The sequence below is a fragment of the Streptomyces sp. NPDC039465 genome (assembly GCF_055639315.1).
Genome location: NZ_JBVKAP010000017.1, coordinates 21205 through 45318, shown reverse-complemented (window position 1 = coordinate 45318; position 24114 = coordinate 21205). Strand labels below are relative to the sequence as shown.

At 71.9% G+C, this 24114-nt stretch carries 22 protein-coding genes, 1 pseudogene and 1 CRISPR repeat array; of the genes and pseudogenes, 14 read left to right on the top strand and 9 right to left on the bottom strand.

The features are described 5' to 3' along the window. Nucleotides 1-634 precede the first annotated feature (634 nt). Both ACZ7LT_RS33665 and ACZ7LT_RS33660 read right to left on the bottom strand, forming a co-directional pair. Nucleotides 635-883: a hypothetical protein gene (locus ACZ7LT_RS33665; RefSeq protein WP_471239899.1), complete on the bottom strand. Its 249-nt coding sequence runs from the start codon at nucleotides 881-883 to the stop codon at nucleotides 635-637. A 363-nt stretch (nucleotides 884-1246) separates the two neighbouring features. After that, a CRISPR array of direct repeats spans nucleotides 1247-2246; the repeat unit is 29 nt; unit sequence CGGAACACCCCCGCCTGCGCGGGGACCAC. Between the two features lie 947 nt (nucleotides 2247-3193). Further along, a pseudogene (locus ACZ7LT_RS33660) lies at nucleotides 3194-4357 on the bottom strand (IS701 family transposase); the annotation flags it as partial. A gap of 1113 nt (nucleotides 4358-5470) precedes the next feature. On the opposite strand from ACZ7LT_RS33660, the gene ACZ7LT_RS33655 reads away from it, so the two are divergent. The 3 genes from ACZ7LT_RS33655 (at nucleotide 5471) to ACZ7LT_RS33645 (ending at nucleotide 7656) form a co-directional block, all read left to right on the top strand. Continuing rightward, the gene (locus tag ACZ7LT_RS33655) at nucleotides 5471-6121 is read left to right on the top strand and encodes a TetR family transcriptional regulator (protein ID WP_471239898.1); all 651 of its coding nucleotides are present in this window, start codon (nucleotides 5471-5473) and stop codon (nucleotides 6119-6121) included. A gap of 625 nt (nucleotides 6122-6746) precedes the next feature. Further along, nucleotides 6747-6992 carry an alcohol dehydrogenase catalytic domain-containing protein gene (locus ACZ7LT_RS33650; protein WP_471239897.1) on the top strand — a complete coding sequence of 82 codons (246 nt, stop codon included), beginning with the start codon at nucleotides 6747-6749 and terminating at the stop codon, nucleotides 6990-6992. Continuing rightward, nucleotides 6964-7656 carry a zinc-binding dehydrogenase gene (locus ACZ7LT_RS33645; protein WP_471239896.1) on the top strand — a complete coding sequence of 231 codons (693 nt, stop codon included), beginning with the start codon at nucleotides 6964-6966 and terminating at the stop codon, nucleotides 7654-7656. The genes ACZ7LT_RS33650 and ACZ7LT_RS33645 overlap by 29 nt, the downstream gene beginning before the upstream one ends. Nucleotides 7657-8565: 909 nt before the next feature. Here ACZ7LT_RS33645 and ACZ7LT_RS33640 read toward each other — a convergent pair. Continuing rightward, nucleotides 8566-9237 carry an HAD family hydrolase gene (locus ACZ7LT_RS33640; protein WP_471239895.1) on the bottom strand — a complete coding sequence of 224 codons (672 nt, stop codon included), beginning with the start codon at nucleotides 9235-9237 and terminating at the stop codon, nucleotides 8566-8568. 390 nt (nucleotides 9238-9627) lie between these two features. On the opposite strand from ACZ7LT_RS33640, the gene ACZ7LT_RS33635 reads away from it, so the two are divergent. Together ACZ7LT_RS33635 and ACZ7LT_RS33630 are read left to right on the top strand one after the other, a co-directional pair. Beyond that, on the top strand, nucleotides 9628-10305 hold the full coding sequence (locus ACZ7LT_RS33635; protein WP_471239894.1) for a maleate cis-trans isomerase family protein: 678 nt from the start codon (nucleotides 9628-9630) through the stop codon (nucleotides 10303-10305). Nucleotides 10306-10434: 129 nt separating this feature from the next. Continuing rightward, nucleotides 10435-10626 (top strand): hypothetical protein, encoded by a 192-nt coding sequence (locus ACZ7LT_RS33630; protein ID WP_471239893.1) that lies wholly within the window; start codon nucleotides 10435-10437, stop codon nucleotides 10624-10626. Nucleotides 10627-10682: 56 nt separating this feature from the next. Here the strand turns inward: ACZ7LT_RS33630 and ACZ7LT_RS33625 are convergent, their stop codons facing one another. Both ACZ7LT_RS33625 and ACZ7LT_RS33620 read right to left on the bottom strand, forming a co-directional pair. Continuing rightward, nucleotides 10683-11387 (bottom strand): cation efflux transmembrane domain-containing protein, encoded by a 705-nt coding sequence (locus tag ACZ7LT_RS33625; protein WP_471239892.1) that lies wholly within the window; start codon nucleotides 11385-11387, stop codon nucleotides 10683-10685. Continuing rightward, complete coding sequence (locus ACZ7LT_RS33620) at nucleotides 11387-11722, bottom strand: ArsR/SmtB family transcription factor (RefSeq protein ID WP_471239891.1); 336 nt, start codon at nucleotides 11720-11722, stop codon at nucleotides 11387-11389. Before ACZ7LT_RS33620 ends, ACZ7LT_RS33625 begins: the two co-directional genes overlap by 1 nt. Nucleotides 11723-11918: 196 nt before the next feature. On the opposite strand from ACZ7LT_RS33620, the gene ACZ7LT_RS33615 reads away from it, so the two are divergent. The 3 genes from ACZ7LT_RS33615 to ACZ7LT_RS33605 are packed head-to-tail and all read left to right on the top strand — an operon-like array spanning nucleotide 11919 to nucleotide 15273. Continuing rightward, on the top strand, nucleotides 11919-13454 hold the full coding sequence (locus ACZ7LT_RS33615; RefSeq protein WP_471239890.1) for an MFS transporter: 1536 nt from the start codon (nucleotides 11919-11921) through the stop codon (nucleotides 13452-13454). Continuing rightward, nucleotides 13451-14668, top strand: coding sequence for an acyltransferase family protein (locus tag ACZ7LT_RS33610; protein WP_471239889.1), 1218 nt, complete (start codon nucleotides 13451-13453; stop codon nucleotides 14666-14668). Before ACZ7LT_RS33615 ends, ACZ7LT_RS33610 begins: the two co-directional genes overlap by 4 nt. Beyond that, the gene (locus ACZ7LT_RS33605; RefSeq protein WP_471239888.1) at nucleotides 14665-15273 is read left to right on the top strand and encodes a DsbA family oxidoreductase; all 609 of its coding nucleotides are present in this window, start codon (nucleotides 14665-14667) and stop codon (nucleotides 15271-15273) included. Before ACZ7LT_RS33610 ends, ACZ7LT_RS33605 begins: the two co-directional genes overlap by 4 nt. Here ACZ7LT_RS33605 and ACZ7LT_RS33600 read toward each other — a convergent pair. The 3 genes from ACZ7LT_RS33600 to ACZ7LT_RS33590 form a co-directional block, all read right to left on the bottom strand. After that, a complete protein-coding gene (locus tag ACZ7LT_RS33600; protein ID WP_471239887.1) occupies nucleotides 15245-15967 on the bottom strand; it encodes a DUF998 domain-containing protein in 723 nt (240 codons plus the stop codon). The two genes, ACZ7LT_RS33605 and ACZ7LT_RS33600, sit on opposite strands and share 29 nt — an antisense overlap. A gap of 99 nt (nucleotides 15968-16066) precedes the next feature. Beyond that, on the bottom strand, nucleotides 16067-16480 hold the full coding sequence (locus ACZ7LT_RS33595; protein WP_471239886.1) for a hypothetical protein: 414 nt from the start codon (nucleotides 16478-16480) through the stop codon (nucleotides 16067-16069). A gap of 242 nt (nucleotides 16481-16722) precedes the next feature. Continuing rightward, on the bottom strand, nucleotides 16723-17883 hold the full coding sequence (locus ACZ7LT_RS33590; RefSeq protein ID WP_471239885.1) for a transcriptional regulator: 1161 nt from the start codon (nucleotides 17881-17883) through the stop codon (nucleotides 16723-16725). Between the two features lie 287 nt (nucleotides 17884-18170). On the opposite strand from ACZ7LT_RS33590, the gene ACZ7LT_RS33585 reads away from it, so the two are divergent. The 6 genes from ACZ7LT_RS33585 (at nucleotide 18171) to ACZ7LT_RS33560 (ending at nucleotide 23203) form a co-directional block, all read left to right on the top strand. Then, nucleotides 18171-18338, top strand: a complete 168-nt coding sequence (locus ACZ7LT_RS33585) for a hypothetical protein (RefSeq protein WP_471239884.1) — start codon at nucleotides 18171-18173, stop codon at nucleotides 18336-18338. Continuing rightward, nucleotides 18338-19486 (top strand): phosphotransferase, encoded by a 1149-nt coding sequence (locus tag ACZ7LT_RS33580; RefSeq protein WP_471239883.1) that lies wholly within the window; start codon nucleotides 18338-18340, stop codon nucleotides 19484-19486. Before ACZ7LT_RS33585 ends, ACZ7LT_RS33580 begins: the two co-directional genes overlap by 1 nt. Beyond that, nucleotides 19483-20382, top strand: a complete 900-nt coding sequence (locus tag ACZ7LT_RS33575) for a lactate/malate family dehydrogenase (RefSeq protein ID WP_471239882.1) — start codon at nucleotides 19483-19485, stop codon at nucleotides 20380-20382. Before ACZ7LT_RS33580 ends, ACZ7LT_RS33575 begins: the two co-directional genes overlap by 4 nt. After that, complete coding sequence (locus tag ACZ7LT_RS33570) at nucleotides 20382-21500, top strand: hypothetical protein (RefSeq protein WP_471239881.1); 1119 nt, start codon at nucleotides 20382-20384, stop codon at nucleotides 21498-21500. The genes ACZ7LT_RS33575 and ACZ7LT_RS33570 overlap by 1 nt, the downstream gene beginning before the upstream one ends. A gap of 255 nt (nucleotides 21501-21755) precedes the next feature. Beyond that, nucleotides 21756-22943, top strand: coding sequence for a methyltransferase domain-containing protein (locus tag ACZ7LT_RS33565; RefSeq protein WP_471239880.1), 1188 nt, complete (start codon nucleotides 21756-21758; stop codon nucleotides 22941-22943). Beyond that, nucleotides 22901-23203, top strand: a complete 303-nt coding sequence (locus ACZ7LT_RS33560; protein WP_471239879.1) for a DUF6087 family protein — start codon at nucleotides 22901-22903, stop codon at nucleotides 23201-23203. Before ACZ7LT_RS33565 ends, ACZ7LT_RS33560 begins: the two co-directional genes overlap by 43 nt. A gap of 69 nt (nucleotides 23204-23272) precedes the next feature. Here ACZ7LT_RS33560 and ACZ7LT_RS33555 read toward each other — a convergent pair whose 3' ends face one another. Beyond that, nucleotides 23273-23926 (bottom strand): DUF6197 family protein, encoded by a 654-nt coding sequence (locus tag ACZ7LT_RS33555; RefSeq protein ID WP_471239907.1) that lies wholly within the window; start codon nucleotides 23924-23926, stop codon nucleotides 23273-23275. Nucleotides 23927-24114 lie beyond the last annotated feature (188 nt).

Sequence of the window (24114 nt, the reverse complement as noted above, 5' to 3'; positions counted from 1 at the left end):
CAAACCATCGTCATCGACGCCCGCGAAGCGGAACACCCCCGCTCGCCCGGGGACCACGCTGCCGATGACGCGGAGCGCCGGGCGGCTGACAGAACACCCCCGCTCGCGCGGAGACCACGAGGGCCTGCCCTCCCTGGAGGAAGCACGCGACGGAACACCCCCGCTCGCGCGGAGACCACGATCTCCCAGCCCCAGTCGTAGCGGCGGTCGGCGGAACCCCCCCGCTCGGGCAGGGACCACGATTCGCGGGCGGCCTCAGTCGCCTCCCACGCCGGAGCACCCCCGCCTGCGCGGGGACCACTGAGGATATGCCGCGCGAGGTCATGCGCTCGCCGGAACACCCCCCGCCTGCGCGGGGACCACTCGATCTGGAACACCACATCGCGGGCGTTGTACGGAACACCCCCGCTTGCGCGGGGACCGCGTCGAAGAGCCCGGCACGGCCAACGTGGAGATCGGAACACCCCCGCCTGCGCGGGGACCACGACTGGGACGCATCCGCCCATGAACTCGCCGCCGGAACACCCCGCCTGCGCGGGGACCACAAGACCACGTGCGACTTCATCGCCTGGCTGACCGGAACACCCCCGCTTGCGCGGGGACCACCTCCCCGGGTGGATGCTGCCCGACGAGATCACCGGAACACCCCCGCCTGCGCGGGGACCACGAAGTAGACCGCCGTGAGCACCGAGGCCATGACGGAACACCCCCGCCTGCGCGGGGACCACTTCTTCGGCGTGGTCTGCTGCTGGGTCTGCTGCGGAACACCCCCGCCTGCGCGGGGACCACACACGGCGACGGCTCGCGCGGCACTGGCGGAACGGAACACCCCCGCCTGCGCGGGGACCACGTCCGCGTAGTCGGGGTCGAGGCCGGTGGTCACGGAACACCCGCGCCTGCGCGGGGACCACGACGGACGACGGCTCTATCTCACCGACCGGCCCGGAACACCCCCGCCTACGCAGGGACCACTCTAGGCGCCATGGTGCGTCACCTGCTCGCTCAGGAACACCCCCGCCTACGCAGGGACCGCGACTCGGACTGGCCGGACCCGTGCCAGATCTACGGAACACCCCCGCCTGCGCGGGGACCACGACATGCCCTCGGTCGCCGCGGCCCACGCCGACGGACCACCCCCGCCTTCGCGGGGACCACTACACCGACCGCGCGGACCGTGTGGCGCTGGTCGGACCACCCCGCCTTCGCGGGGACCACACGAGGGCGTTGATGGTGGCCGGGTTCCGCAGCGGACCACCCCCGCCTTCGCGGGGACCACCCGAAGATGCTGCCGATGGAGCCGACGTTCGGACCACCCCCGCCTTCGCGGGGACCACCCGAAGATGCTGCCGATGGAGCCGACGTTCGGACCACCCCCGCCTTCGCGGGGACCACGGCGTCAGCACGGAGAACACGCTCGGCTCCAGCGGACCACCCCCGCCTTCGCGGGGACCACACGGCGGCCGGATGGCACGTCGAGTGCGTGTACGGACCACCCCCGCCTGCGCGGGGACCACACCTGGGCGACGGCGAGGAAGTACGGCTCGTACGGAACACCCCCGCTTGCGCGGGGACCACGACCCGGACTACCGGGACCTCATCGACCGGGCCGGAACACCCCCGCCTGCGCGGGGATCACGAGACCGCGCGGTCCAGGACGGCGACCAGGTCCGGAACACCCCCGCCTGCGCGGGGAGGACAGCATCCCGCCCACCGACGTCACGCCCGGCACCGGAACACCCCCGCCTGTGCGGGGAGGACGGCCGAGCCGATGAAGGGAGGCCAGCGATGACCGGAACACCCCCGCTTGCGCGGGGACCACACGGTCGACCTGCCATCCGTCGCCCTCCGGGCCGGAACACCCCCGCCTGCGCGGGGACCACCCGCCGTGGGGCGGGCACGGTCTCGGGCCTGCCGGAACACCCCCGCCTGCGCGGGGACCACTTACTCGTCAGCTGATCGAGCTGATCCAGCGGCGGAACACCCCCGCCTGCGCGGGGACCACCACGGCATCACGAGCACCACCTCGCCGCAGGCCGGAACACCCCCGCCTGCGCGGGGACCACTGCCCCACGCTCGCAAAGCAGCCGAGCGCCATCGGAACACCCCCGCCTGCGCGGGGACCACGCCGTCAAAGCCGCAGGCGCGGGGGGCTCCCACGGAACACCGCCGCCTGCGCGGGGACCACTGTAAGGTCACGTCGTCTCCGGCCATGTGGGTCGGAACACCCCCGCCTGCGCGGGGACCACCTTCCTGAGCTGGGGTTTCAGGTGTCCTTTGCTGTTTCTTTGCCTGTGGCTGGTCTGTCTGTGATGCCTGCATTGTGTCAGAGGGCTTGTGCCGCAGTGAGAGAGCATCCTGTGGCCGCCGGGCGACTGTCGGCTGTTCCCCGTCCGGGCGGGGCGTCGAGGGGTTGGTTGGCTTGGGGGTTGGTCGGCAGTGTTGTGTAGTTGTGCTTCTTGAGCAGGGGAGCGAAGTCGTCTACTCCTCAGGGTCATGAAGGTTCTTGAGCCATGGCGTGGGGGCTGCTCAGTTCGGCCGACCCGGTATCACAGGATTAGTGACAGGGCCCGGTGGTCGGTGTGTGGCTGGGTGCGTTCGCGTGTGTGCCGGCACCGGGGGCCGGTAGGGGTGTCAGGGGCGCCGGCGACGTGTTCGTGTGTCGTGTGGGGTCCGGGTAGCAGCGCCTTGATCAATTGGGCGGATGCCGTCCTGCTCGTCGTGGATCTTCATGGCCTGAGCGCACCAGGCGTCGTGGGGCCGGGTGAACGTGCCTGCAGGGCGGGTTTGTTGGAGAGCGGGGGAGCCGGGAGGGCGCCGGGCTTGCGGACCGGGGTCTCTGGGTGATGGTCCGGCTGCAGGCGGACGGCGCCGTTGGTGATCAGGTGCTCGTGCCGGTTCATTTCCGGTTCTGGTGGTTGGCCACCAAGGGAGGGGCGGGGGTGCGGGATGGCCTCACCCGTTTGCCGATCAGCCGGATGGGAGTGAGTAGTGGTTGGTGCCGGTCGGGGTTTGGCCGTAGTGGTCAAGCTGAGGGGTGAGCAGCCGGCCGGTGTTGAACGGCTCCTTGGGGGAGCGGTAGTGGCTGTTGGAGCGTGAGGCCCTCGGCCGTCCGTCTTGGTCTGGAGCCGGTCTTGCAGGTGTGGTGCTGGCTGGTGGGTGCCGTGGCGTGTGTGTTTATGCGGGTTGGGGGTTGGGGGGTGGGGGTGGGGGTGAGGTGGTGGTAGGTGTAGGCGGCTGAGACGAGGGTCATGTGGTGGTGCCAGCCGGGGTAGGAGCGGCCTTCGAAGTCGGTGAGGCCGTAGTGGTGTTGGAGGGTGTTGAGGGTGTGTTGGGTGTGGGTGGTGTGGTGGGTGAGGGTGGTGAGTTGGTCGATGGGGGTGTGGGTGAGGTTGGTGAGGTAGATGGGGGCGGGGGGGTGGTGTGGGGGGCGGGTTTGGGTGAAGAGGCGGTAGGTGCGGTGGTGGGTGGGGTGGTGGGGTGTTGTGGGGTGGGTGGGGAGGTGGATGAGGGTGGAGATGGTTTTTTGGGGGTGGTGGTGGGTGGTGGTGTGGTGGGTGTGGGTGAGGTGGTGGTGGGCGGTTTGGGTGTGGTGGGTGGGGGGTGTGTGGCGGTAGTTGGTGGGGGGTCGGTGGTGGGTGGGTTGGATGGGGGTGGTGGGTGGGATGGCGAGGATGAAGTCGTGGTTGTGGCGGGTGAGGGTGTGGGTGAGGGGGGTGGTGGTGTCGGGGTGGTTGGTGAGGTCGGCGATGAGGGGTGGGGGGGTGTGGGTGGTGTGGTGGGTGAGGGTGGTGATGAGGTCGAGGGTGTGGGCCCATAGGGGGCGGTGGCGGGCGGTGGTGGGGATTTTGGTGCGTTGGCGCAGGGTGGGGTCTTGGTCCCAGGGGTCGGGTAGGAGGAGGCGCCAGTCGACGGGGATGTGGGCGGTGGGGGTGGCGAGGAATATGCCGAGGCCGACTTGGCAGTTGACGGTGCGTCCGGCGGTGGGGTCGAAGCGGCGGTGGACGCCGCAGGAGTGGGCGCCGCGTTTGGGCAGGACGGCGGTGCCGATGGTCCAGGCGTGGATGGGGGTGTGTTGTTCGGTGAGGCGGGCGAGTTCGGCTCTGGCGGGGCGCCAGTCCCAGGGGCTGGCGTTGATGAACTGCTGGAGGGACTGGGAGGCGGTGGGGGAGGTGGAGACGGCGGCGGCGAGGCGGCGGACGGATTTTTTGCCGGGGGTGGTGAGGAGGCCTTTGAGGTAGACCTGGGCCCAGCGGCGCTGGTCGGCGCGGGGGAGGTGGCCGAACAGCGTTTCGGTGTAGGCGTAGAGGTCCGCGTCGTCTGCAAGGTGGCGGGTGCCGGCCGTGTGCTGGTCGGTCATGGTGCGTTCCCTTCTCGGTGACGGCCCCAAAAGAATAGAGAACGTTCGCTTTCTTTTTCTAGCGGGGTGGAGGGGTGTGCGCAACTTGGGCAGGTCGGTGGGGGGTGGGGGAAAGTGGTGGCTTCTTTCCCAGGTCGGTGTTGTGTGGGGGGTGTTGGGGGGCGAAGGGTGGTGTGGCATACGCAACGGCAAGGCCCTCTGGAGACCTGTGAGCAGTCCTTTTCCTTTCTGTACCGGCCCTGGGCGCGGCCGTGTTCCTGTCCGCGGCCGCGCTCGTGGGGGTTTGTGTCCGCCCCGCGGCGGCCTTGCCGTGGTGCCCGGCTGTGGGGGTGTGGTGCCGGTGTCCCGCCGCCGGCGGGCCGCGGGTGGTTGCTGCGGTCCGCTTGCGTTCTCGCGCAGGGGTGGTTTGCTCGCGCCTGACGCCTGTGGCCCTATGGCTTCGCGGCTGGGGCTGTTCGCGGCCGGTTGCGCTGCGGTGGCCGTGCACCGGCGCGGACGTGGGGCCGTGGGTGCGCGGAGTTGGGTGGGCTGGCGCAGGGGTCTGCCGGCGTGGGGCGGTGGGGGTGGGCCGGTTGCCGGGTGTGGACGTCGTCCTGGTGCCTGTCGTGGCAGCGGCCTGGTGGGCTCGCGTCGCTGTGGTGGCCTTCCGCCGCACGGCGGTGCTCTGACTGTCTGGCGCCGCTGTGGCGTGGTGGGCGCGGGGGAGCAGGGTCCGGTGGCCTCGGCCCGTCGTGTTCTGCTGGCTCCTGGTCTGTGCGTTCTGCTGCCCTCGTCGTGCGCCGGTGTTGTCGCTCACTCGTATCTGGCGGGCTGCCGGCGGGCTGGCGTGGTGGTTCGCGGGGGTTACGGTCTGGGGTCCTTGGCCCGCGGTGGGGTGGTGGGCTTGGGTGTCTGCGCGCCGGCGCTCTGCCGCCGTGGTGGTCATCTGGCTGGTGGGCAGGGCGGCTTGGCGGCCGTGTCCTGCCGGCGTGGTGGCGCCGCCTGTGCTTTGGCTGGCTCCCCGGCTGCCTCGGCGTTCTCGGCGTTCTCGGCGTTCTGGGTGTTGTCGGTTTGCTGGGTTGCTTCGGGGTTGGTGCCGGGTGTGGCCGGTGGGGGCCGGGCGGCGGGGCGGGTGTGGGTGGGTGGGGGGTTGTGGTGAGGCAGGAGCGGGCTGAGCGGACGCGGCGGGTGTTGGTGGCGGCTGCGGCGGGGGAGTTCGACCGGGCGGGGTTTGAGGGGACGTCGCTGGCGCGGGTGCGGGCGGCGGCGGGGATTTCGATGGGGGCGTTGACGTTTCATTTCCCGACGAAGGATGCGCTGGCTCAGGCGGTGCAGGGGGAGGGGATGGCGGTGGCGTGTGGGGTGGTGGAGAAGGTACGGGCGCAGGGCGGGGGTGCGCTGCAGGGGGTGGTGGCGTTGACGCTGGAGCTGGCGGGGTTGCTGGAGTCGGAGGCGTTGGTGCGGGCGGCGGCGCGGCTGGCGCGGGAGCGCGGTGGTGTGGGGGGTGTGTGGTGCGGGGTGTGGGCGCCGGTGATCGAGGAGTTGCTGGAGGGCGCGGACCAGGAGGAGCTGGGCGCGGGGGGTGATCGGGTGACGCTTGCGGCGCTGGCGGCTCATCTGGTGACGGGTGCGGAGGCGCTGGTGCGGTGCCGGCTGGCGGGCCCCGGCGGCGGGGATGGGGCTGGGGGTGGGCATGTGCATGGTGGGGGCAGTGCGCGGGAGCAGCTGGCGGAGATATGGGCGCTGGTGATGCGCGGTGTGAACGTGCCCCCGGGCGGTCCCTGATCCCCCGGGCCGGGCTCCGGCTGCCCGGGGGCGGTGTGCCGATCCGGTGTCTTGATCTGCTCGCGCGGCCCCGGTTCCCGGCCCCGGTTTGCTGGTGTTCTGCCTGAGGGCGGTGCGGGTGGTGGGGTTGCGGGGCGGGTGGTGGCGTGTGGTGCGGGTGGTGGGGTTGCGGTGCGCTGGGGTGGTGTGGGCCAGGGGGCGTGTGGTGGTCGGGCTCGGCCGGGCGGGTGTGGGGGTGGCCGGCTGCCCAGTCAGTGGTGTTCGGGGCGGGGCGGGGTGGTAGGCGGGCATGGTGGCCGGTGTGAACCGGGGGGGTGTGCGGGCCGCGGAGAACGGGGGGTAGCTGCTTGGGGGGAGTCGGTGTGGCGGTCGCATGTCTTGTGCCGGGTGCTGGTCAGGAGCGGTGATCTGCCCCCTGTGGCCCGGTTCCCGGGCTGGAGGGGGGAAGGTGATGAAGGGGTTGGGGAAAGCGGCCAGGGGTGCTGTTGGGTCCTGACCGGGGTGGTGGGCAGCATGGCGGGCAGCTGTTTGCTGGGCCAGTGTGCGCGGGTGTGCTGCACCGGAATTCCTTGATCATCACTGGTGTTGAGGCCTGCCGTCAGACCCCTCAGGTGAAGGGCTTTTCGTGCGCGCCATACAGATCGATCACTTCGGCACTCCTGACGTCCTGGGCGTCGTCGAGGTCCCCGAGCCTGAACTGGGCCGGGGAGAGGTGCTGATCCGCACGGTTGCGACCAGCATCAATCCTGTCGATGACAAGACGCGGCAGGGAGCCATCGGGGAGGGAACGCCGCCTTTGCCGATGACGCTGGGCTGGGACCTGGCCGGCATCGTGGTCGACGGTGGCAGCAGCGCCGCTGCGCGCCGGTGAGCGCGTGATCGCCATGTCGCACCAGCTGGGCACCGGCCGGGGAACCTGGGCCGATCTGGTCGCGCTTCCCGCGCAGGCGGTGGCCGCCGCGCCGCGGTCGGTCAGTCTGCTGGAGGCCGCCACGTTGCCGCTTGCGGGGCTGACAGCCTTGCAGACGCTGGACTGGCTGGCGGTCGAGGCCGGGGAGCGGCTGCTGATCGCCGGCGCGGCGGGGGCGGTCGGCGGGCTCGCGTTGCAGATCGCCCGGGCACGCGGCGTCACGGTCGATGCGCTGGTCTCCCGCGATACGCACGTCGCTTTCGCCCGTGACCACGGTGCCGGCCTGGTGACCACCGAGGCCGGCGCTCTGCGGGAGCGTCAGTATGACGCGGTCTTCGACACCTTCGGGGCGTTCGTGACCGGGGCAGTGGCCGATGGCGGCCGATACGCGTCGATCGCCACCCAGGCCGGCCCGGTCCCCGACCTCTCCTCCTCCCGCCGGGTGCGCACGACCGTGAACCAGGTGCGCGAGGACGGCGCAGGGCTGAACGAGCTGACCAGGCTCGTCGACGACGGCTCCCTGCACCTGCGCGTGCACGCCGCCTTCGGCCTCCAGGAGATCCACGCCGCGCACACGTGCTTCCTTCAAGGCGGCTTGGCAGGAAAGGTCACGGTGGTCTTGTGACGCAAGCTCCCCCGTCGTCGGCGCTTGGGCTGGGCCGCACTGGTCCCTCCTGTTCGGTATTGCTGCTGGGTGCAGGGCTTGAACGGGCGAGGTCTGGGTTCGGCGGATCGCTCGGGGGCGGCATCGGTTCGGTGAGTTGGGAGAAGTGCGTCAGGGGCTGTCGTGTCGGCGTCTTTGCGCAGGCAGGGCCGATGCGCGGGGGGTACGTTCCGCTGCGCGGGTCAGGCTGTGGAGCGCGTGCCGATGATCGGTGACCTGTAGCGCGCCGGGGGGCGGCCCGTTGGGTGGCTTTGCTGAAGCGGGCTGTATCGATTCTTGGCACACGGTCTCGGTGCCGGGGGTGTTCCGTGAGCGCGTAGCGAGGGGTGTCTGCGGTGCGGTCCGGCAGCGGATCGACGGGGGGGCCGGTTTCGGCGTCGACGAGCACGGTCCTGTAGGTGTGTCCTTTGCGGAATGCGGACTCGTCCACGCCAGGGACCCGAGCGGTGCCCACGGGCGGATCAGGCGGCAAGCGGAGCTGCCGCAGGATCGCCGCCCTGGTGGTCCGCAGCCCGAGCCGGGGCCGCCGGCCGGGCGCCGGCCGGGCCACCCGCGGCCAGGGCGATCGTCTGAAGCATGCGTCGTGATCACTGCCGGGCAGCGCCCGGGGCCATGGCCGCGGTTCGGGTTCGTCCCGGGCCGGCGGCGCTCGGGCAGGCCGCGCACCGGCCGGGGCGGATGCGCGCCGGGTGTACGTCTGCCGCCCCAAGACGTTGCCGGGCCCGCCACCGCAGTAAGCGCGGCTGTGGGGGTTGTCCGTGCGGGGTTTGGCCCGGTGGGCTGCACGGCCCGTACCGCGGGCGGGTGCGCTACCAGCCGCCTGGCCGGGGCGGCGGGCTGCTGTGGGGTGGCCGTTTCGTGTTGCGGCTGTCAGCGAGTGCTGCGCGGGGTGGTGATCAGGCGGCTCAGGGCGGGGAGTACGTCCTGGAGGTCGCCGCTGTCCACGGTGAGGGTCGCGGCCGCCCGCGCTGGGGCGGTGGCGTTGAACGCGATGCTCAGGGGGAGGGAGGCGAACAGGGGCAGGTCGGAGCGGCTGTCGCCGATGGCGGCGCACGCGTGGGGGGCCAGCCGCAGGTGGTGGGCTTGGGCGAGGGCGGCGTCTCGTTTGTCGTATTCGTCGAAGTAGCGGGCGACGCGGCCGGTGAACTTGCCGCCGAGGGTCTCCAGCCTCGGTCCGCTGAAGGCGTGGAAGCCGAAGCGGCCGCTCAGGTAGCTGCCGACGGGTGACCAGGCGAGGGTCGCGAGCATGGGTACCAGCCCGTTGCGCCGGCACCAGGCAACGGTCTGGGTGATGCCCGGGATGAGGGGAAGCCCCTCCAGCCAGCCGCAGACGTCTTTCTCGCTCGCGCCCGCCCAGCCTTTGGCGTCGAGTTCGCAGACGTCCCGGTTGTCCCAGTCGCCGCGGGCGTAGGCGGTCTCAGCCATGGCCAGCTCGTCCCGGTGGCCGAGGAAACCGGCCAGATAGACCGAGGAACTGGTGCCGGGGACGAGGGTGCCGTCGACATCGAAGAACACGGCGCCCACAGGGTCGGATGAGAACACCGGTCAAGGATGTCACCCCCCCGCCAGAGCCAGAGCGGCGGGGGCGGCCGGGGCAGGTCCGGTACGCGCCCGGGGGCTTAAGCCTGCGGGCCGGGGGCTTCACCGGCTGACCCACGCCCCCGCCTCCCCCCCTTTTTTTCCGGTCACCGGCTGGAAGGGGCGTGAAAAGGGGTGGTGGATGGGCTGAAGGGTTCACCGTTGGCGCTGTGTGCGGCGCGGCCGGCGCGGGGGGTGCGGGGCGGGTGTGAGTGTGGGGCGGGTGTGCGTGCGGGGTGCGGGTGTGGGGTGGTGGGAGTGGTGATGTGGCGGGCTGATGGCTGGGATGTGCGGGTGCGGCTGGGGGTGTTGGTGCCCCATGGTGATGTGGGGCCGGAGTCGGAGTTGCGGGCGATGGCTCCCTGCGATGTGGGTCTGCACGCGGCGCGGGTGCCGTTCGCGGCGATGAAGCAGGACGGGACGATGGATCCCACGATCGCGCTCGCCCCGGTACGGGCGTTCGCGCAGCCGCCGCATGTCGACGACGCCGCACACCTGCTGGCCGCCGCGCCGCTGGCGGTGCTCGCGTATGCGTTCACCAGCTCCGCCTACGTCCTTGGCCAGGCGGGGGAGGCGCAGATGATCGAGCGGTTGTCCGCGCGGGCCGGCGGGCGGGCGGTGGTGGCCACGGGGGCGGCCACGCTCCAGGCACTCGACAGGCTGGGTGCGTGGCGGGTGTGTCTGTTCGACCCGCCGTGGTTCGACGACGAACTCAACCGCCTGGGCCGCGCCTACTACCAGAGCGCCGGGCTGGAGGTGGTCTTCAGCGCCCCGTGCGCGCTGCCGAGCAGACAGGACCTGATCCACCCCCAGGAGCTCCATGGTCACGTGGCCGCGCTGGTTCCTGATGGAGCGGATGCGGTGGTGATCGGCGGCAACGGGTTTCGTGCGGTGGGCGTCATCGAGGCCCTGGAGGCCACGCTGGGCCGGCCCGTGCTGAGCGCGAACCAGGCGCTGCTGTGGTCGGCGCTGCGCGCGGCCGGCACCCACACCCGCGACATCACCGGCTACGGACGCCTCTTCTCCATCTGACGACAGGGCAGCTGCTGCTGTTCGCGGTGACGGTCTGTGCCGCTTCGGGGCAGGAAGGGTCCCCCCCGGGGGGGGCCAGGTGCCTGGAGGGCAGCAACCGACGAGGTCCGGCTCGAGGGTCCTGCCGAGGTGTCCGCCGCGGCCGAGTGCGTGCGGCAGATGGCGCGTCGCGTGCAGCCGCGGCTCAAGGCGCTGATCGGTGACGGCCCTTGCGGGCGCAGGGGCGAGTGCGACGCCGCGTACCGGGATTTCCGGGAGGCTTACGTCATGTTCATTCACCTGGCGAGGCAAGCGCTGGAGGTGAAGGACGAAGAAGGGTGACCCTCTCAAGACGCGGGGTATGGCCGTGCGGGGCCGGGGCCGAGGGGGCGTGCAGGTCAGGTGCAGCAGTCGCAGGTGTGTGTCGCGGTGGCGTCGGGCGGTGCCGTCGCGGGGGCGTGTGCGGTGCAGCAGGCCTTGCCCTGCCAGGCGTTGTGGCCTTCCCTGGCGGCGAGGGCGGCGATGGCCAGGGCGGCGGCCGGGTCGGCCCAGGACCAGCCGAGGGTGGCGTTGAGGACCAGGCCCGCCAGCAGGGCGGCGGACAGGTAGGTGCACAGCAGGGTCTGCTGGGAGTCCGCCACGGCCGAGGCGGAGCCCAGTTCGCGGCCGGCGTGGCGCTGCGCGGCGGACAGCAACGGCATCACCGCCAGGGAGAGGGCGGCGATCAGGATGCCGGGCAGGGAGCGTTCGGCCTGAGGGGTGCCGGCCAGCGTGCGGACGGCGTCGAGGGTGACGTATGCGGCGAGCGCGAAGAAGGAGACGGCGATGATCCGCAGGGTCGTCTTCTCGCGGGCCTGGCGCACCGCGTGGTCGCGGGCGGAGAACTGCCAGGCGAGGGCGGCGGCGGAGGACACCTCGATGACCGAGTCGAGCCCGAAGCCGATCAGCGCGGTGGAGGAGGCGAGGGCGCCGGCGGTGAGCGCGACGACGGCCTCGATCACGTTGTAGGCGAGGGCCGCGGCGATGAGGAACCGTATCCGGCGGGCGAGAGCGTCACGGCGCGCCGGGGCGGGGCCGGGGGATGCCGGTATGTCCGCGGCCATCAGCAGCACCCCTTGTCATCCGCGTCCGGGCAGCTGCGGTCCGTCTCGACAGCGACCACGGCCGTGCGCAGACCGTCCAGGGCCCGGCCGAGGCGCTCGTCCGCGAGCTCGTAGCGGGTGCGGCGGCCGTCGGGGACGGTGACGACCAGGCCGCAGTCACGCAGACACGCCAGATGGTTCGACAGCCTGGTACGGGAGACACCGAGGGCGTCGGCGAGATCGGCGGGATAGGCCGGCGCCTCACCCAGGGCCAGCAGAACGCGGCAGCGGATCGGGTCGGCAAGCGCACGGCCGAACCGGGCCAGCACCTCGACGTCGGACGCGATAGTCAGCACACCCACGACAGTACACACATTCCTGAATTCAGGAAATGGTGGATCGATGGCGGGGGCCGGGTGCGGCCGGGCTTGAGGAGGTGGGTGCGGCTTTTGGAAGTTGGCGTTGTTCGGGGGGCGGGGTGGGGGTGAGTGTGAGGCCAGTGGCCGGCCATTGAGCCGGCCGCCACGTGGCCGGGTGTGTGGGGAGGGTGTGGTGACGGTGGCCCAGACGGGCACGGGCACGGGTGCGGGTGGGGGGTGGCTGCTGGGAGTGGTGCTGGGGGGCGCCTTCCTGGCGGTGTGTGACGCGTTCGTGGTGAACGTGGCGCTGCCGTCGCTGCGGGCGGAGCTGGGGGCCTCCTTCGCGCAGGCGCAGTGGGCGGTGTCGGGGTATGTGCTGGTGTACGGGCTGGGGCTGGTGATGGGCGGGCGGCTGGGCGACCTGTACGGGCGCCGGAGGTTGTTCACCGCGGGCCTTGGGGTGTTCACGGCGGCGTCCTTGGGGTGCGCCCTGGCCTGGGGCCCGGGCGCGCTGGCCGCCTTCCGGGTGGTCCAGGCGGTGGGGGCGGCCCTGTTCTACCCGCAGGTACTGGCGGTACTGCAGGGCGCGTTCACCGGCCGGGCCCGCGCACGGGCGTTCGCCTGGTTCGGCGCCGTGATCGGGGTCGCGTCGGTGGCCGGACAACTCCTGGGCGGACTGCTGGTGCACGCCGATGTGTGGGGCCTGTCGTGGCGGGCGGTGTTCTGGATCAACGTACCGCTCGGACTCCTCCTCCTTGCCGGCGCTGCCCTGACCATCCCCCGCAGCGCGGTGGGGGCTCCGCGTGCGCCCGGTGGGCTGGATACGGCGGGAACGCTGATCGGGGCGTGCGCGCTGGGGCCGGCATCGGTGGCCCTCACCTTCGGCGCCCAGGCCGGCTGGGCGTGGTGGATCTGGCTGATCCTCGCCCTGGGGACGGTCCTGGGGGTGGTGTTCGTCCGCTACGAAGCCCGCCTCGCCCGGCGCGGCGGGCGGCCGGTGGTGGACCCGGCGCTGCTGCGCGGGGTGTTCGGCCGCGGCTGTGCGCTGGCCGTGGCGTTCTTCGCCGGGAACGCGGCCCTCTTCTTCCTCCTGACCCTGTATCTGCAAGACGCCCTGGGCCTGAGCCCCTCGGGCGCCGGGCTGGTGTTCACCCCCCTCGCGCTCGCCTTCACCGCCGCCTCACTCCTCGCCCCCCGGGCCACGGCCCGCTGGAACACAGGCACCGTCCTGGCCTGCGGATACGTGCTGAACCTGGCCGGCACGCTGGCCCTTGGCGCCCTCGTGCTCGGCCCCGGCACAGCGGCGCTGTGGTGGCTCGCCGGGCCGCTCACCGTGATCGGCCTGGGTCAGGGCCTGGGCGTCAGCCCGCTGTTCGCCCACGTCCTGGCCCACGTACGCGAGCGGGAGGCCGGAGCCGCCTCCGGCGTCCTGGAGACGGCGACCCAGCTGGGCATGTCCCTGGGCGTCATGGCCGTCGGCCTCGTGCTCACCGCCACCCTCCCCGCCCCGACCGCCGGTAGCGGGGCAGCCGGGGCCGCGCCGCGGGCGTTCGCGGCCGCGGTCGGGCTGTGCGCCGTACTGGCCCTGCTCGCACTGGCGCTGGCCAGACGCCTCACCCACCCCCACCCCGGCCCCACCGCGAACACAGCCCCCGCCCCCGCCACACCCCCGGACCCAGCTGCGGATGCGGCTGCGGGGGCGGCTGCGGTGACGGCGGGCCGGCCGTGACCGCGCACCGGCCCGGTCACACCCCGCACGCAAGGAGGCGGCTGCCGTCGCTGACCGGGCTGCGGTTCTTCGCGGCGCTCGGGGTGTTCGCCTTCCACGCCACCTTCGACAACCTCTTCGCCGACCGGGCTGTCGGGCAAGCGTTCGCGTTCTGGCTGAGCAGCGCGGGCTGGGTGGGAGTGTCGTTCTTCTTCGTGCTGTCGGGGTTCTTGCTGACCGTCTCGGCACGGCCACACGACACAGCCCGGGCGTTTTGGCGCCGGCGGCTGGTGAAGATCTACCCCAGTCACCTGGCCGCCGGCGTACTGGCTCTGGTGCTGATGTGGCTGACGGGCCGGCAGATCACCGCGGTGTGGGCGAACGCGCTGCTCGTACAGGCCTGGGTGCCGGACCTCGACGTCATCTTGTCCCTCAACCCGGTCAGCTGGTCCCTTGCCTGCGAGGCGGTGTTCTACCTCGCCTTCCCGCTCCTGATCCGTGGCGTGCGCAGGCTCGGCCCGCGAGGTCTGGTCGGGGCGGCGGCCGCCCTCGCGGCCGCGGTGGGCCTGATGCCCGTACTGGCCGCACTGCTGCTGCCCGGCGGACCGCCCATGGGCTGGCTGCCCGTGGCGGAAGACCGCTACTGGTTCCTGCTGGCCTTCCCCCCGGTACGGGCGCTGGAGTTCGTCCTGGGCATGGTGATGGCCCGCCTCGTCACCACCGGCCGCTACCGCGGCCCCGGCATGGCCTGGTCACTGGCCTGCCTGGCCGGCGCCTACCTGATCGCCCTGCACGCCCCGATCGAGTACTCCTTCGCCGCCCTCACACTCCTGCCGGTCACCGCGGTGATCTGCGCCGCCGCCCGCGGCGACCTGTCCGGGGCACACATCTGGCTGCACCGGCCACTGCCGCAGTACCTGGGCGCCTGCTCCTTCGCGTTCTACCTCCTGCACCGCCTAATCCAGTTCTACGGCCACCACGCACTCGGCCCCACCCGCACCTTCCCCACCCCCACCGCCCTCGCCCTGATCGCCGCGTCCGCCGCAGTGACCCTGCTGGCCGCGCACCTGATGCACACCCGACTCGAAACCCCGCTGATGCACCGCTACGCCCACCCCCGCCCCCACCGTGACCCCCGCCCCCACCCCCGCCGTGACCCCCGCCCCCGTTCCCGTCGCGGCCGGGGGCGGGGGCGGGTGGTGGGGGCGCGCATCGATGCCCAGGAGCGTTCATGACCGTCCGTATCGACATCTGGTTCGACTACATCTGCCCCTACAGCCTGATCGCCCGCCAGGTCCTGGCACGGGCCACGACACCCTCGGCCACGGGAGGTGTGGAGGTGGAGACGGTGTGGCATCCGCTGGAGGTCAACCCCAACTGTGTGGAAGAGGCGGGGGAGTACCCGCGGGGCGTGTGGGAGAACAAGGTGCGGCCGCTGGCCGACCGGCTCGGCGCGGTGCTGCCCGGGCCGCCGGGGCATCCGCTGCGCAGGGCGCGGATGGCGTTCTTCGGCTACCAGTACGCCCTGGAGCACGGCCTGGCCGCCCGCTACAGCGACGCGGTCTTCCACGCCTACTTCCATGAGTGGCAGGACATCTCCGACCCGGTGGTGCTGACCGCCGTGGCCGCACGGTGCGGGCTGGAGCGGCGGGCCTTCCGCCAGGCGCTGCTGTCCGCCCGCTACGCCCGCCTGCACATCGAAGCGGACGCACGGGCCCGCGGGGTGACGGGGGCGACGATGGTGCCGGTGGTCACGATCGGGTCGTGGCGCATGGACGGGGTGCCCACGGACCAGGACCTGGCCGGCGCGATCACCGACGCCGCCCTGGGCGCTGCCTGACCGCCGCCCCCTGAGAGGGCCGGTCGAAAACGGCGTTGACCGGAGACCGGTGAATCCCCGGGCCGGCGGGCGCCTGGCCAAGCAGGCCGGTGACGCCGAGGGCCAGCGCCCACACCAGGAGGGGAAACGCCGCGAGGCGCTCCATGCCGCCCATGCCCAGAGCGAGATAGCGCTCGGAAAGGAAGAGCCCGAAGGCCGTGAGGGCCGTGATGCCCAGCAGACCGGTCATCCAGCGCAGCAGGCGTGGAACACCGGCGGCCAGGCCGGCCGCCGCCAGCACCAGAGCGATGTTGCCCGCTCCCATGACGAGCAGGGCCCCCAGCGCGTGCTGGTTCTCCTCCACGTCCGCGGGCGCCAGCCCCGCCAGCACGAACCCCACGCCGGCACCGGCCAGCAAAAACCTGGCCGCACCCGCCACCGGGCCCCTGCGCCACACCCCACCGGTCAGGGCGGCACCCATCACCAGCAGCGCTCCCAAGACCATGAACGAGGCGTTCATCAGGCCGTGTTCGGGCGAACAGATGTAACGCGGCACGGGATCCGGCTGCAGGGCGCAGTGCACGTTACCCAAGTCACTGATGTTGTTCCGCGCCCAGCTGTACGGTCTCGCCCAGGCCCACTCGACGATCCCGTGGACCACGAAGAACTGCACCACACCCGCGACGAACGCGGCGTATCCGATCCGAACCTTCACCCAGCCGCCTTCTCTCGCACGTTTGTGTGCGAACAGCCGATCATGCGGCGCCGGCCGCCGGCACTGGGAGAAGCCCCCGCAACAGGGGTAGGGCAGACCCTACGTACGCCGCTCGAAGGACTCACCGAGCAGGACCCGGGCCAGCGCCAGCACGCTCAAAGCGAACATCACGATGCCCAGGGGCACATGGAGCGAGGGCATGTGCGCGATGCCCAGGGCCACCTGCACCGAGGCGAGGAGGAGGAAACCGGACGCGTACCAGAGGGGGCGCGCCGCCCCGCCGCCCGGCCGCCACGCCAGGATCGCGGCGAGCACGTACAGCATCGACGCGCCGTACATCACGCGCGATCCGACGTCGTGCAAGGCCGCGCCCAGGGACGAGGACAGCAGCATTCCGGCGGTGACCGACTGGAAGAGCAGCGCCAGGGTCTGCAGGGCGAGCGCGACCTGCGGGAAAGTGATCCGGCTGATGCGGCTGATGCGGTGCTGCTGTGCCGTCGTGGGTGCGGCCATGACACGGGTCCCCTGTTCTGCCTCGCGGCGGTGGATCGGTACGCTCTCGGCAGTCCGACGACACAGGCCCGCGACATGTGAGGTGACGCGCCAACCCCGCAGCCGGCCTGCGGTGTTGCGGCTGTCGCGGGGAGGGCGGAAACAGACGGTGAACAACCAGTGCACGGGGGCGCCGTTGTCTGGGCTGCTCTTCCCCGGTCAGGTTCGTAAGAGCCAAGGCCTGGCCTTCGTCTCCTCGCCGTCTAGGCCAACGCGTCCCCGAGCTGGTCGTGGGCCCGCCCGTCGAGACGCCGGTGCAGGGCCTCGGCCCTCGACCGGATCAGCCCTTCGCGGTAGCTGGAGGGGAGTCGGTCGAGCACGCCAGCCGCCATCTCGGCGGCCGCCGAAGGATCCCCGTCCGTACGCAGGCACGCGGCGGTGTCCATGGCGATCAGGGCCCTGGTCATCACGGACGGCGAGTCGGTGAGCGCGAGCGCATCGTCCTGTGCCTCATACGCGGCGGAGGTGTTTCCGAGCAGCGTGTAGGCCTGCGACAGGTGGACGAAGTGCTTCTGCCCGGGGTAGCCGAACCAGGTGTCGGCGGCTTCCTGGCCGTCGAGCCGGTCGGCGAGGTTCCGGACGTCCTTCACCGCACGGATGGCGCCCCGGTCGTCGCCGATGGCGGCGAGGGACCGGGCGGTGACCGCTGCTGCGAGTGCGGCGGCCGCCGTGGTGGTGTCGCCGGCCTCACGGCGGGCATTCGCGGCGATTCGGGCCGCGAGGCCGGGGGCCCCGTAGTTCAGCGGCACCATCGCGTGCCGGGCCAGGACCCAGGCGGTCATGCGGCGGTCACCGGACTCTCGGGCGGCCTGCTCGGCGGTGGTGAACCAGCGGAAGGCGTCGCGCTGGTCGCCCCGGTCGTGCTGGATGATCGCGACGAGCCCGGCGATCCCGGCCGTGGTGCGGGCCAGGTCGGCCCGGTCCTTCGCCGGATGCGGCCGGTTGAGGACCTGGCCGAGGAGGTCGAGATCGCCTCGTATCTCGGCGAGCACGGCATCGGGGGAACGGCCGTGGTAGCCGCCCCGGTGCCGCTCGAACGCCGACTCCAGATAGGCCAGGTCGCCGCCACTGGCGCCCTTGAGGCCGCCGTCGATGCCCTCACGGGCCTGTGCGATGCCGGGAAGCGCGGTGATGCCCGCGGCTGCCACTCCGATGAAACGCCGCCTGTCCACGTCCTTACTCTCCTTGCCCTGGCTACGCCGGTGCTGCCGCGAGGCGGCGACAGCCCGGCGTACGTCCTCGACTGTGAGCCCGTAGGCGTCGGCGATCGCTCCGTACGAGGCCTGAACGGGGAGGCGTTTCTCGTTCTCCCAGCGTTTCAGGTTGTCCGGGTCGAACCACCGGCCGCCTTGCGCGGCCTCCATCAGGCGAGCCTGGTCTTCTCGGGTCCGGCCGGCGTCCTGCCGGATCTGCCGGAGTAACGCGCCGATCCCGTCCGGGCACATCATGGGCCGCCCCTCCCGCGGGGGTTGGTGTGGGTTCCATCCTGGCCCCCCAACCTGGCCCCCCGCTAAGGAAATGCACCCCTTTCTGGCCCCTCTCTCCTTGTGTGCCCCGGCCGTTGAATGGGCGAACGCCGCCGGAGCGCAGGCTTTCGGACCAGGCCCATGGCCCGGTGGCAGCCCCTCGTACCCCCTTCGAAGGAGGAGCCATGCGCTTACGCGTCCTCGGCCTGGACGCCGTACTCGGCTGGATCTGGGCCGTCGGCACGGCGGCCGGGTTTGGCACCGTCGCGGTCGTCACGGCCGACGAGCTGCACGTGCCTGAGATGGCCCTGTCCCTCTCGGACACCGAAGCGCCCGCCTGGCGGTCGGCGTGATGCCTCCCGCACCGGAGGCGGTGTTCGCGTACGCGGCCGGGCAGGTCGAACGGGCCGCCCACGGCCTGTGGCCGTGCGCCGAGGTGCGGATGGGGGCGGTGGTGCCGTCGGTTACCAGCTACGTCCAGCAGATCGACGTGGACGACCGCCCCCTGTTCGCGAAGCTTTCGATTCTCGGCGTCTCCCTGGTGTCGCTGCTGCGCGGGGCCTGCGGAGACTGGGATACCGTCCAGAACGCTCAGGCCGCCTATGTCACTGCGCCCGGCACTCTGCTGGAGCGGGAGCGGGACCAGCTCCGCACCCTGCGCGGCATGGCCGGCCTCCGAGTTCCAGACTCCGCCGGATACCGCGGTGGGGTGCTGTTCACCGAGCCCGCCCACGGGCCCACCCTCGCGGACGTGATCGCGAAGGAGCCGCAGCGCACCGCCGAGCTGCTGGGACTGGTCGTCGACGAGGTCGGCACTGGTCTGCGGCGGCGAGGGGTCGCGGCACGGGTCGAGAAGATGGAGATCCGGGAGCGGTCAATCACCGCGACGTTCCTGCGGAAATTCAACGGCCTATCGGGCGGGGCGTACCTGCGGCAGACCGACCACGCCGAGACGCTGACCACGGTGGTCACCCGGCTGCGGAGGACCCAGCGCGTTCCAGCCCCGCCGACCAGGGCGGTGGTGTTCGGGGACCTCAAGCCCGAACACGCCGTGCTTTCTGACGGCGGTGACGGCAGGCCGGTATTCCTCGACCCCGGTCTGATGCGCGGCCGCCCGGCCGGGGACGCCGCGAAGCTCGTGTCCCGCACCGTGCTGAACGTGATCGCCTGCCCCCCGAACCCGAGCAGCGTGCGGGCGGTCCTTGGCGGGATCGCAGCGTTCGCCGCGTCGGCGACGGCCCGCACCGACCGGGCCGGGCGGGACGCCTGGCTGCGCCAGCTCTTGCTCTTGTGGCTGATGGACACCACGAACATCCTCTCCACCTACCTCACCGCCCCCGTCGGCCTGCCGCTTTCCGAACATGCGGCCGCGGTGGTGGCGAGGGCGCGAGCGGTGTGTGACATGCTCGACCGCTCAACGGCCGCTGTGGTGTCGTTCCGGGACGTCCGCAGCGTGTGGCGGCTGTGCCTGGACAACGCGGCGAAGGCGGCGATGTCGTGACCACGGTCGGGGTGATCGGGGCCGGGGCCGTCGGCCAGGCCGTCGGCGCGCTGCTGATGAGCACCTCGTGGTGCGACACCGTCATGGTGACCTCTGGCCACCCGCGGACCAGCCTGGGGCTGGTCACCGATCTGGACGACATGCGGCAGGTCATCGGGTCGCCCGTCCGGGCGGTTCACGCCCCTTCGTTGGCGGCCATGACCGGGTGCGACGCGATCGTGGTGTGTCCGAGGGCCCCATTCACCAACACGGCGACCACCAACGTCCGCATGGCCGGTCTCGCCGCGAACGGGCCACTGATCGCCGCCCTCGCCCGCCGCTTCACCGGATACGGCGGTGTCGTGGTGATGGTGACGAACCCGGTCGACGTCATGTCCCGCCTGTTCTCCACCGTGTCCGGCTGCGGCAGGGTCCTCGGCGTCGGCAGCAACACCGACACCGCCCGCTACCGGCTCACCCTCGCCAGCCTCCTGGACGTCCCCGTCGAAGCGGTCGCCGGGCACGTCATCGGCGAACACGGCGACCACGCCGTGATCTGCACGTCCTCCACGACCGTCCACGGCCAGCACGTGCCGGTGCCGCTGCAGCAGGTCCGCGACGAGCTGAGGCACCGGCCGCGCCGCATCAACGAAGGGATCGGCCGCACCCGATCCGGCCCGGCCGGGGCCGTGATCGCCGCCCTCACCCACGCCCTCGGCCTGGTGGACGGGGTGATCGAGCTGTCCGCGCCGTGGCGGGACGGGTGGCTCGGAATCCCGTTGCGGTTCACCGCCGGCCACCCGACCGTATGCCTTCCCCCGCTCGACGACGGCGAGACCCGCCAGCTCGAAGCGGCCAAGGCCAAGACCAATGGCGCCTACGACACGCTCACGCTTCTCGAGGAGACACGAACCTGATGACCGACCTCAGTGCCACCCGCATCGCCACGGCCGACGGCCAGGCCGTCACCGTCACCAGCTACTCGGCCGCGGTGACCCACTGGGCTGCCCGCTACTTCGGCTCCTGGTGGAACGCGGCCCCGGCCGAACCCCCGACCGCCGGGCCGATCGTGTCGGCCGACGTCGATGCGGAGGACTTCGCGGAGCTGGCCGAGGCCGTTCTCAACCGAGACCCGGCCGAGATGGACTACGCAGGCTCTCCCATGCGGCACACCCGTAACGAGGACGGCACCGTGATGGCCGTACAGGCCGACGGCGGGCTCGCCTACAGGTGGGACCCGGCGATCCGCCGCCTGCGGATCGCCGGACGCGACAAAACCGCCGTGGCGACCGCCGCCTCCCGGCTGGCCCGCGAGCTCGTGCGCGGAATGCTCCTCGTCGACGGCTGGCAGATCCTCCACGCCTCCGCCGTCACCCGGGAGGACGGGGCAACGCTGCTGACCCTCGGCGACAAGGGTGCGGGCAAGACCACCACGGCGGTCCTTCTGGCCCGCGCCGGCTGGAGGCTTCTGGCCAACGACCGCGTCTTCGCCCGCGTCGAGAACCACCGCGTACGTGTGCTGCCTTGGCCGTCGGCCGCCGCCTTCGGATTCGGCCTCCTCGACTCCCTCGCCCTCTTCGAACCCGTCAGCGAGCGTCTGCGGGCCGGGGAGCTGATGCACCCGACCCAGGACCAGCGGGTCACTGAAGCGCTGCTGCAGGACCGCCGGGAGCCTCTGTGGAAGGGCAACGGCCGGGAGATGAAGCCCCAGTTCTTCCCCGACCAGCTCGACACCTGGCTCGGGATGACGCTGGCCACCGAAGGCACCGCCGCAGGGCTGCTGTTCCCGCAGATCACCCCCGGCACCGAACCGCGGCTCGTCGACGAGCCGCGCAGCCTCGGCGACGGGGACTTCTTCACCGCCGGCACCGAGGACCGCTACCCGGACGTGTTCGGCCTACTGCCCTTGACCGGCGCCGCCCCGGGCCTAGTCGACCAGCTGGCCGCACTCCCGCACCAGGCCATCACCCTCAGCCACGACACCGCCGCCAACGCGGCCCTACTGGAGAAGACCGCCGTCAGCCTCGTCGACTGACGCAGCCCTCCGGCGCCGACGGGCGCAGCAGGCTTCTGCCTGGCGACCGCTGGGCAGATACGGCACCACCGACCCGATGGGAGACACACCATGTCCAAGAACAGCGGAAGCGGCGGGAGTGGCGGGAGTGGGAGCGGTGGCAGCGGAGGCGGCAGCCACAGCGGCGGATCCGCGCCGATCTCCACCCCGCCCCCGCCGCCCCCGTCCAACCCGGACACCAGCACGCCTTCCGGTGGCGGGAAGCACAGGTAGCCGATGACAGCGGCAGCACACCAGGAGCGCCCCAGCCGTACCGAGCTGGGGCGCTGCCTCACCGCATCCGGCGCCCTGCACTCGGACTGGGCGCCGACGTTCGCGGCCGTTGACCGGGCCTCGTTCCTGCCCGACGTGATGTGGCCATTTATATCGACCGACCGACCGCAGCGGCCCGACGACGTCGCCGCCAGCCGCTGCTTCGCCGTCGACCGCCGCACCGACCCTGCCGCCTGGTACCGGTATGCCGACTCGGACCTGTCGATCGTCACCCAGTGGGACGACGGCCGGCACGAGGGGCCCGAGCCGGGCACGGTGCCGACGTCGTCTTCATCGCAGCCCAGCGTGGTTCACCGGATGCTCGGCGCGCTCGATGCCGACGAGGGCATGAGGGTGTTCGACGCCGGCACCGGCACTGGGGAGACCGCCGGACGTCTTGCCCACCGGTGCGGAGCCCTCAACGTGACCACCAGCGACGTCGACGGGGCCGTGTCGGCGGCTGCACGTGAACGCCTGCGCAGCCAGGGCCTCTACGTCAACACGGTCAGCGGGGACGCCCTTGCCGGGCACGCGCCGGGCGCACCGTATGACCGGCTCCTGTGCACCTTCGGTGTCCGCACCGTCCCGGCGGCCTGGCTGGAGCAGATACGGACGGGCGGGGTGATCGTCGTCCCGTACGGCACCCACTACAGCAACCAGGACACCCTCGTTCGCCTCACCGTCCACGCCGACGGCACTGCGTCGGGCATGTTCGTGGCCCCCGTCGAGTTCATGAAGGCACGAGCCCACCGCCTGGAATGGCCAGCCGCCGACGAGTACGTGAGGGACTGGCCCAAGCCGACCGGGACCGACATCCGGCCCGCCCAGCTCGCCGATGCCGCCTTCACCATCAGCAACGCCATACCCGGCATCGCTCACACCGACCACACAGAACCGGATGGTGCTCCGGCCGTCTGGTTCTACTCGCTGACGGACAGGTCCTGGGCGGCCGTGAGGTGGTCGGATGAGCAAGGGCCGGGTGAGGTGTACCAGCAGGGCTCCCGGCGACTATGGGATGCGGTGGAGGCCGCCTACGGATGGTGGGAGGACCAGGGCCGCCCCGGCCTTGACCGATTCGGCCTCACGGTTACCCCGCGGGGTGCTACACCATGGTTGGAGACTCCCGGCAACGTCCTGCCCGGGGCGCGGTAACGGAGGAGCCGAGCGGCATGGGTGAAGAGCCGCTGGACGCGTGGGCCGCTCGCCGCGACCGGCGACGGGCGTCCGACCAGCAGATCACCGGAAGCCGTCGCGTCGTGCCCCTCGCCGCTGGAGCCAGAGCCGCTCACATCGCCCCCGACGAGCCGCGTCTCCTGCTCGAACGTGACAATAGCGGCTGCTGGGTCCCGGTTGGCGTCGCCGAGAACGCTGCCCAGGCCACCGCATTCCTGAATGCGGTCCCGCCCCGATGAAGCCCTCACCACCCGACCGAATGCCGGGCGTCCGCAAGCAGGCCATCGAACGACGGTGCCGACAGCAGGTCACTGGCCAGCCTGGGCGGCGCGTCGGATGGTGACCTCCATGAGGTTGAGCGCGTCGGACGCTGTACGCCCTGGGGCGCGGTTCCAGGGGCCGATGAGGTCGGTCCAGCCCTGCGCACGGAGTTCGGTGATGATCCAGGCCGCAGCTCGGTTCATGGTGTCGGCGGAACCGTAGCCGAGGCGGTGGGCGCTGAGCAGGGCGCCGCACAGGCAGCGGGCGCCACGGGCGTCACGGAGCTTGTACGGCTGGTTCTGCCAGCCCCACTCGGTGAGGACCCGGCGGGCGTAGGCGAGGTGGACGCTGGGGCGCACGTCGCTCTGCCCGATGCGGCGCCAGGCGTGCAGGCGGTCGGGGAGGATCGCGCCGAGCCGTCCTGGCAGGGGGCGTTCGGTGGGCGGCGCGGCCGGGAGGCTGCTGAGGGCGGTCTCGATGAGCTGCTCAACGGGCACCGTGAGCAGGGCGCGCCACGGCTCCGCCCGTACGCCGCGGGACGGGGAGCGTCCGGTCTCGGTCCCGGCGGCCGGCCGAGGGTGGTCCGGTTCAGGGGCCGCGGTTTTCCAGTGGGTGACGATCTGTTGCCAGGCCGCGGTGTCATAGAGGGCGCCGGCCTGTTGGTCGAGTGTGTCGGGGGTGAGGAGGGCGGCGGTCGGCATCTCGCGGGGGTCTCCATCTAGCGGTCCCTGGTGGTGAGGGTGATGTCGGCGGCGCGCAGTGCACGCTTCAGCGGGCTGTGGCGTTCGGGCGTACGGGGGTCGGTGCGGGCGATGAGGAGCCGGCCGTCGGGAAGGCGGGCGGTCACCGCGCCTGGGCCGTAGGGCTGGTCGACCCGGCCGACGGTTCT

What these genes read in the sequence shown, in the direction of transcription:
- ACZ7LT_RS33635 (WP_471239894.1), top strand. Translation starts at nt 9,628, where the DNA reads ATGGCTCCCTGCGATGTGGGTCTGCACGCGGCGCGGGTGCCGTTCGCG.
- ACZ7LT_RS33625 (WP_471239892.1), bottom strand. Translation starts at nt 11,387, where the DNA reads ATGGCCGCGGACATACCGGCATCCCCCGGCCCCGCCCCGGCGCGCCGT.
- ACZ7LT_RS33605 (WP_471239888.1), top strand. Translation starts at nt 14,665, where the DNA reads ATGACCGTCCGTATCGACATCTGGTTCGACTACATCTGCCCCTACAGC.
- ACZ7LT_RS33595 (WP_471239886.1), bottom strand. Translation starts at nt 16,480, where the DNA reads ATGGCCGCACCCACGACGGCACAGCAGCACCGCATCAGCCGCATCAGC.
- ACZ7LT_RS33590 (WP_471239885.1), bottom strand. Translation starts at nt 17,883, where the DNA reads ATGGAGGCCGCGCAAGGCGGCCGGTGGTTCGACCCGGACAACCTGAAA.
- ACZ7LT_RS33585 (WP_471239884.1), top strand. Translation starts at nt 18,171, where the DNA reads ATGCGCTTACGCGTCCTCGGCCTGGACGCCGTACTCGGCTGGATCTGG.
- ACZ7LT_RS33580 (WP_471239883.1), top strand. Translation starts at nt 18,338, where the DNA reads ATGCCTCCCGCACCGGAGGCGGTGTTCGCGTACGCGGCCGGGCAGGTC.
- ACZ7LT_RS33570 (WP_471239881.1), top strand. Translation starts at nt 20,382, where the DNA reads ATGACCGACCTCAGTGCCACCCGCATCGCCACGGCCGACGGCCAGGCC.
- ACZ7LT_RS33565 (WP_471239880.1), top strand. Translation starts at nt 21,756, where the DNA reads ATGACAGCGGCAGCACACCAGGAGCGCCCCAGCCGTACCGAGCTGGGG.
- ACZ7LT_RS33560 (WP_471239879.1), top strand. Translation starts at nt 22,901, where the DNA reads ATGGTTGGAGACTCCCGGCAACGTCCTGCCCGGGGCGCGGTAACGGAG.
- ACZ7LT_RS33555 (WP_471239907.1), bottom strand. Translation starts at nt 23,926, where the DNA reads ATGCCGACCGCCGCCCTCCTCACCCCCGACACACTCGACCAACAGGCC.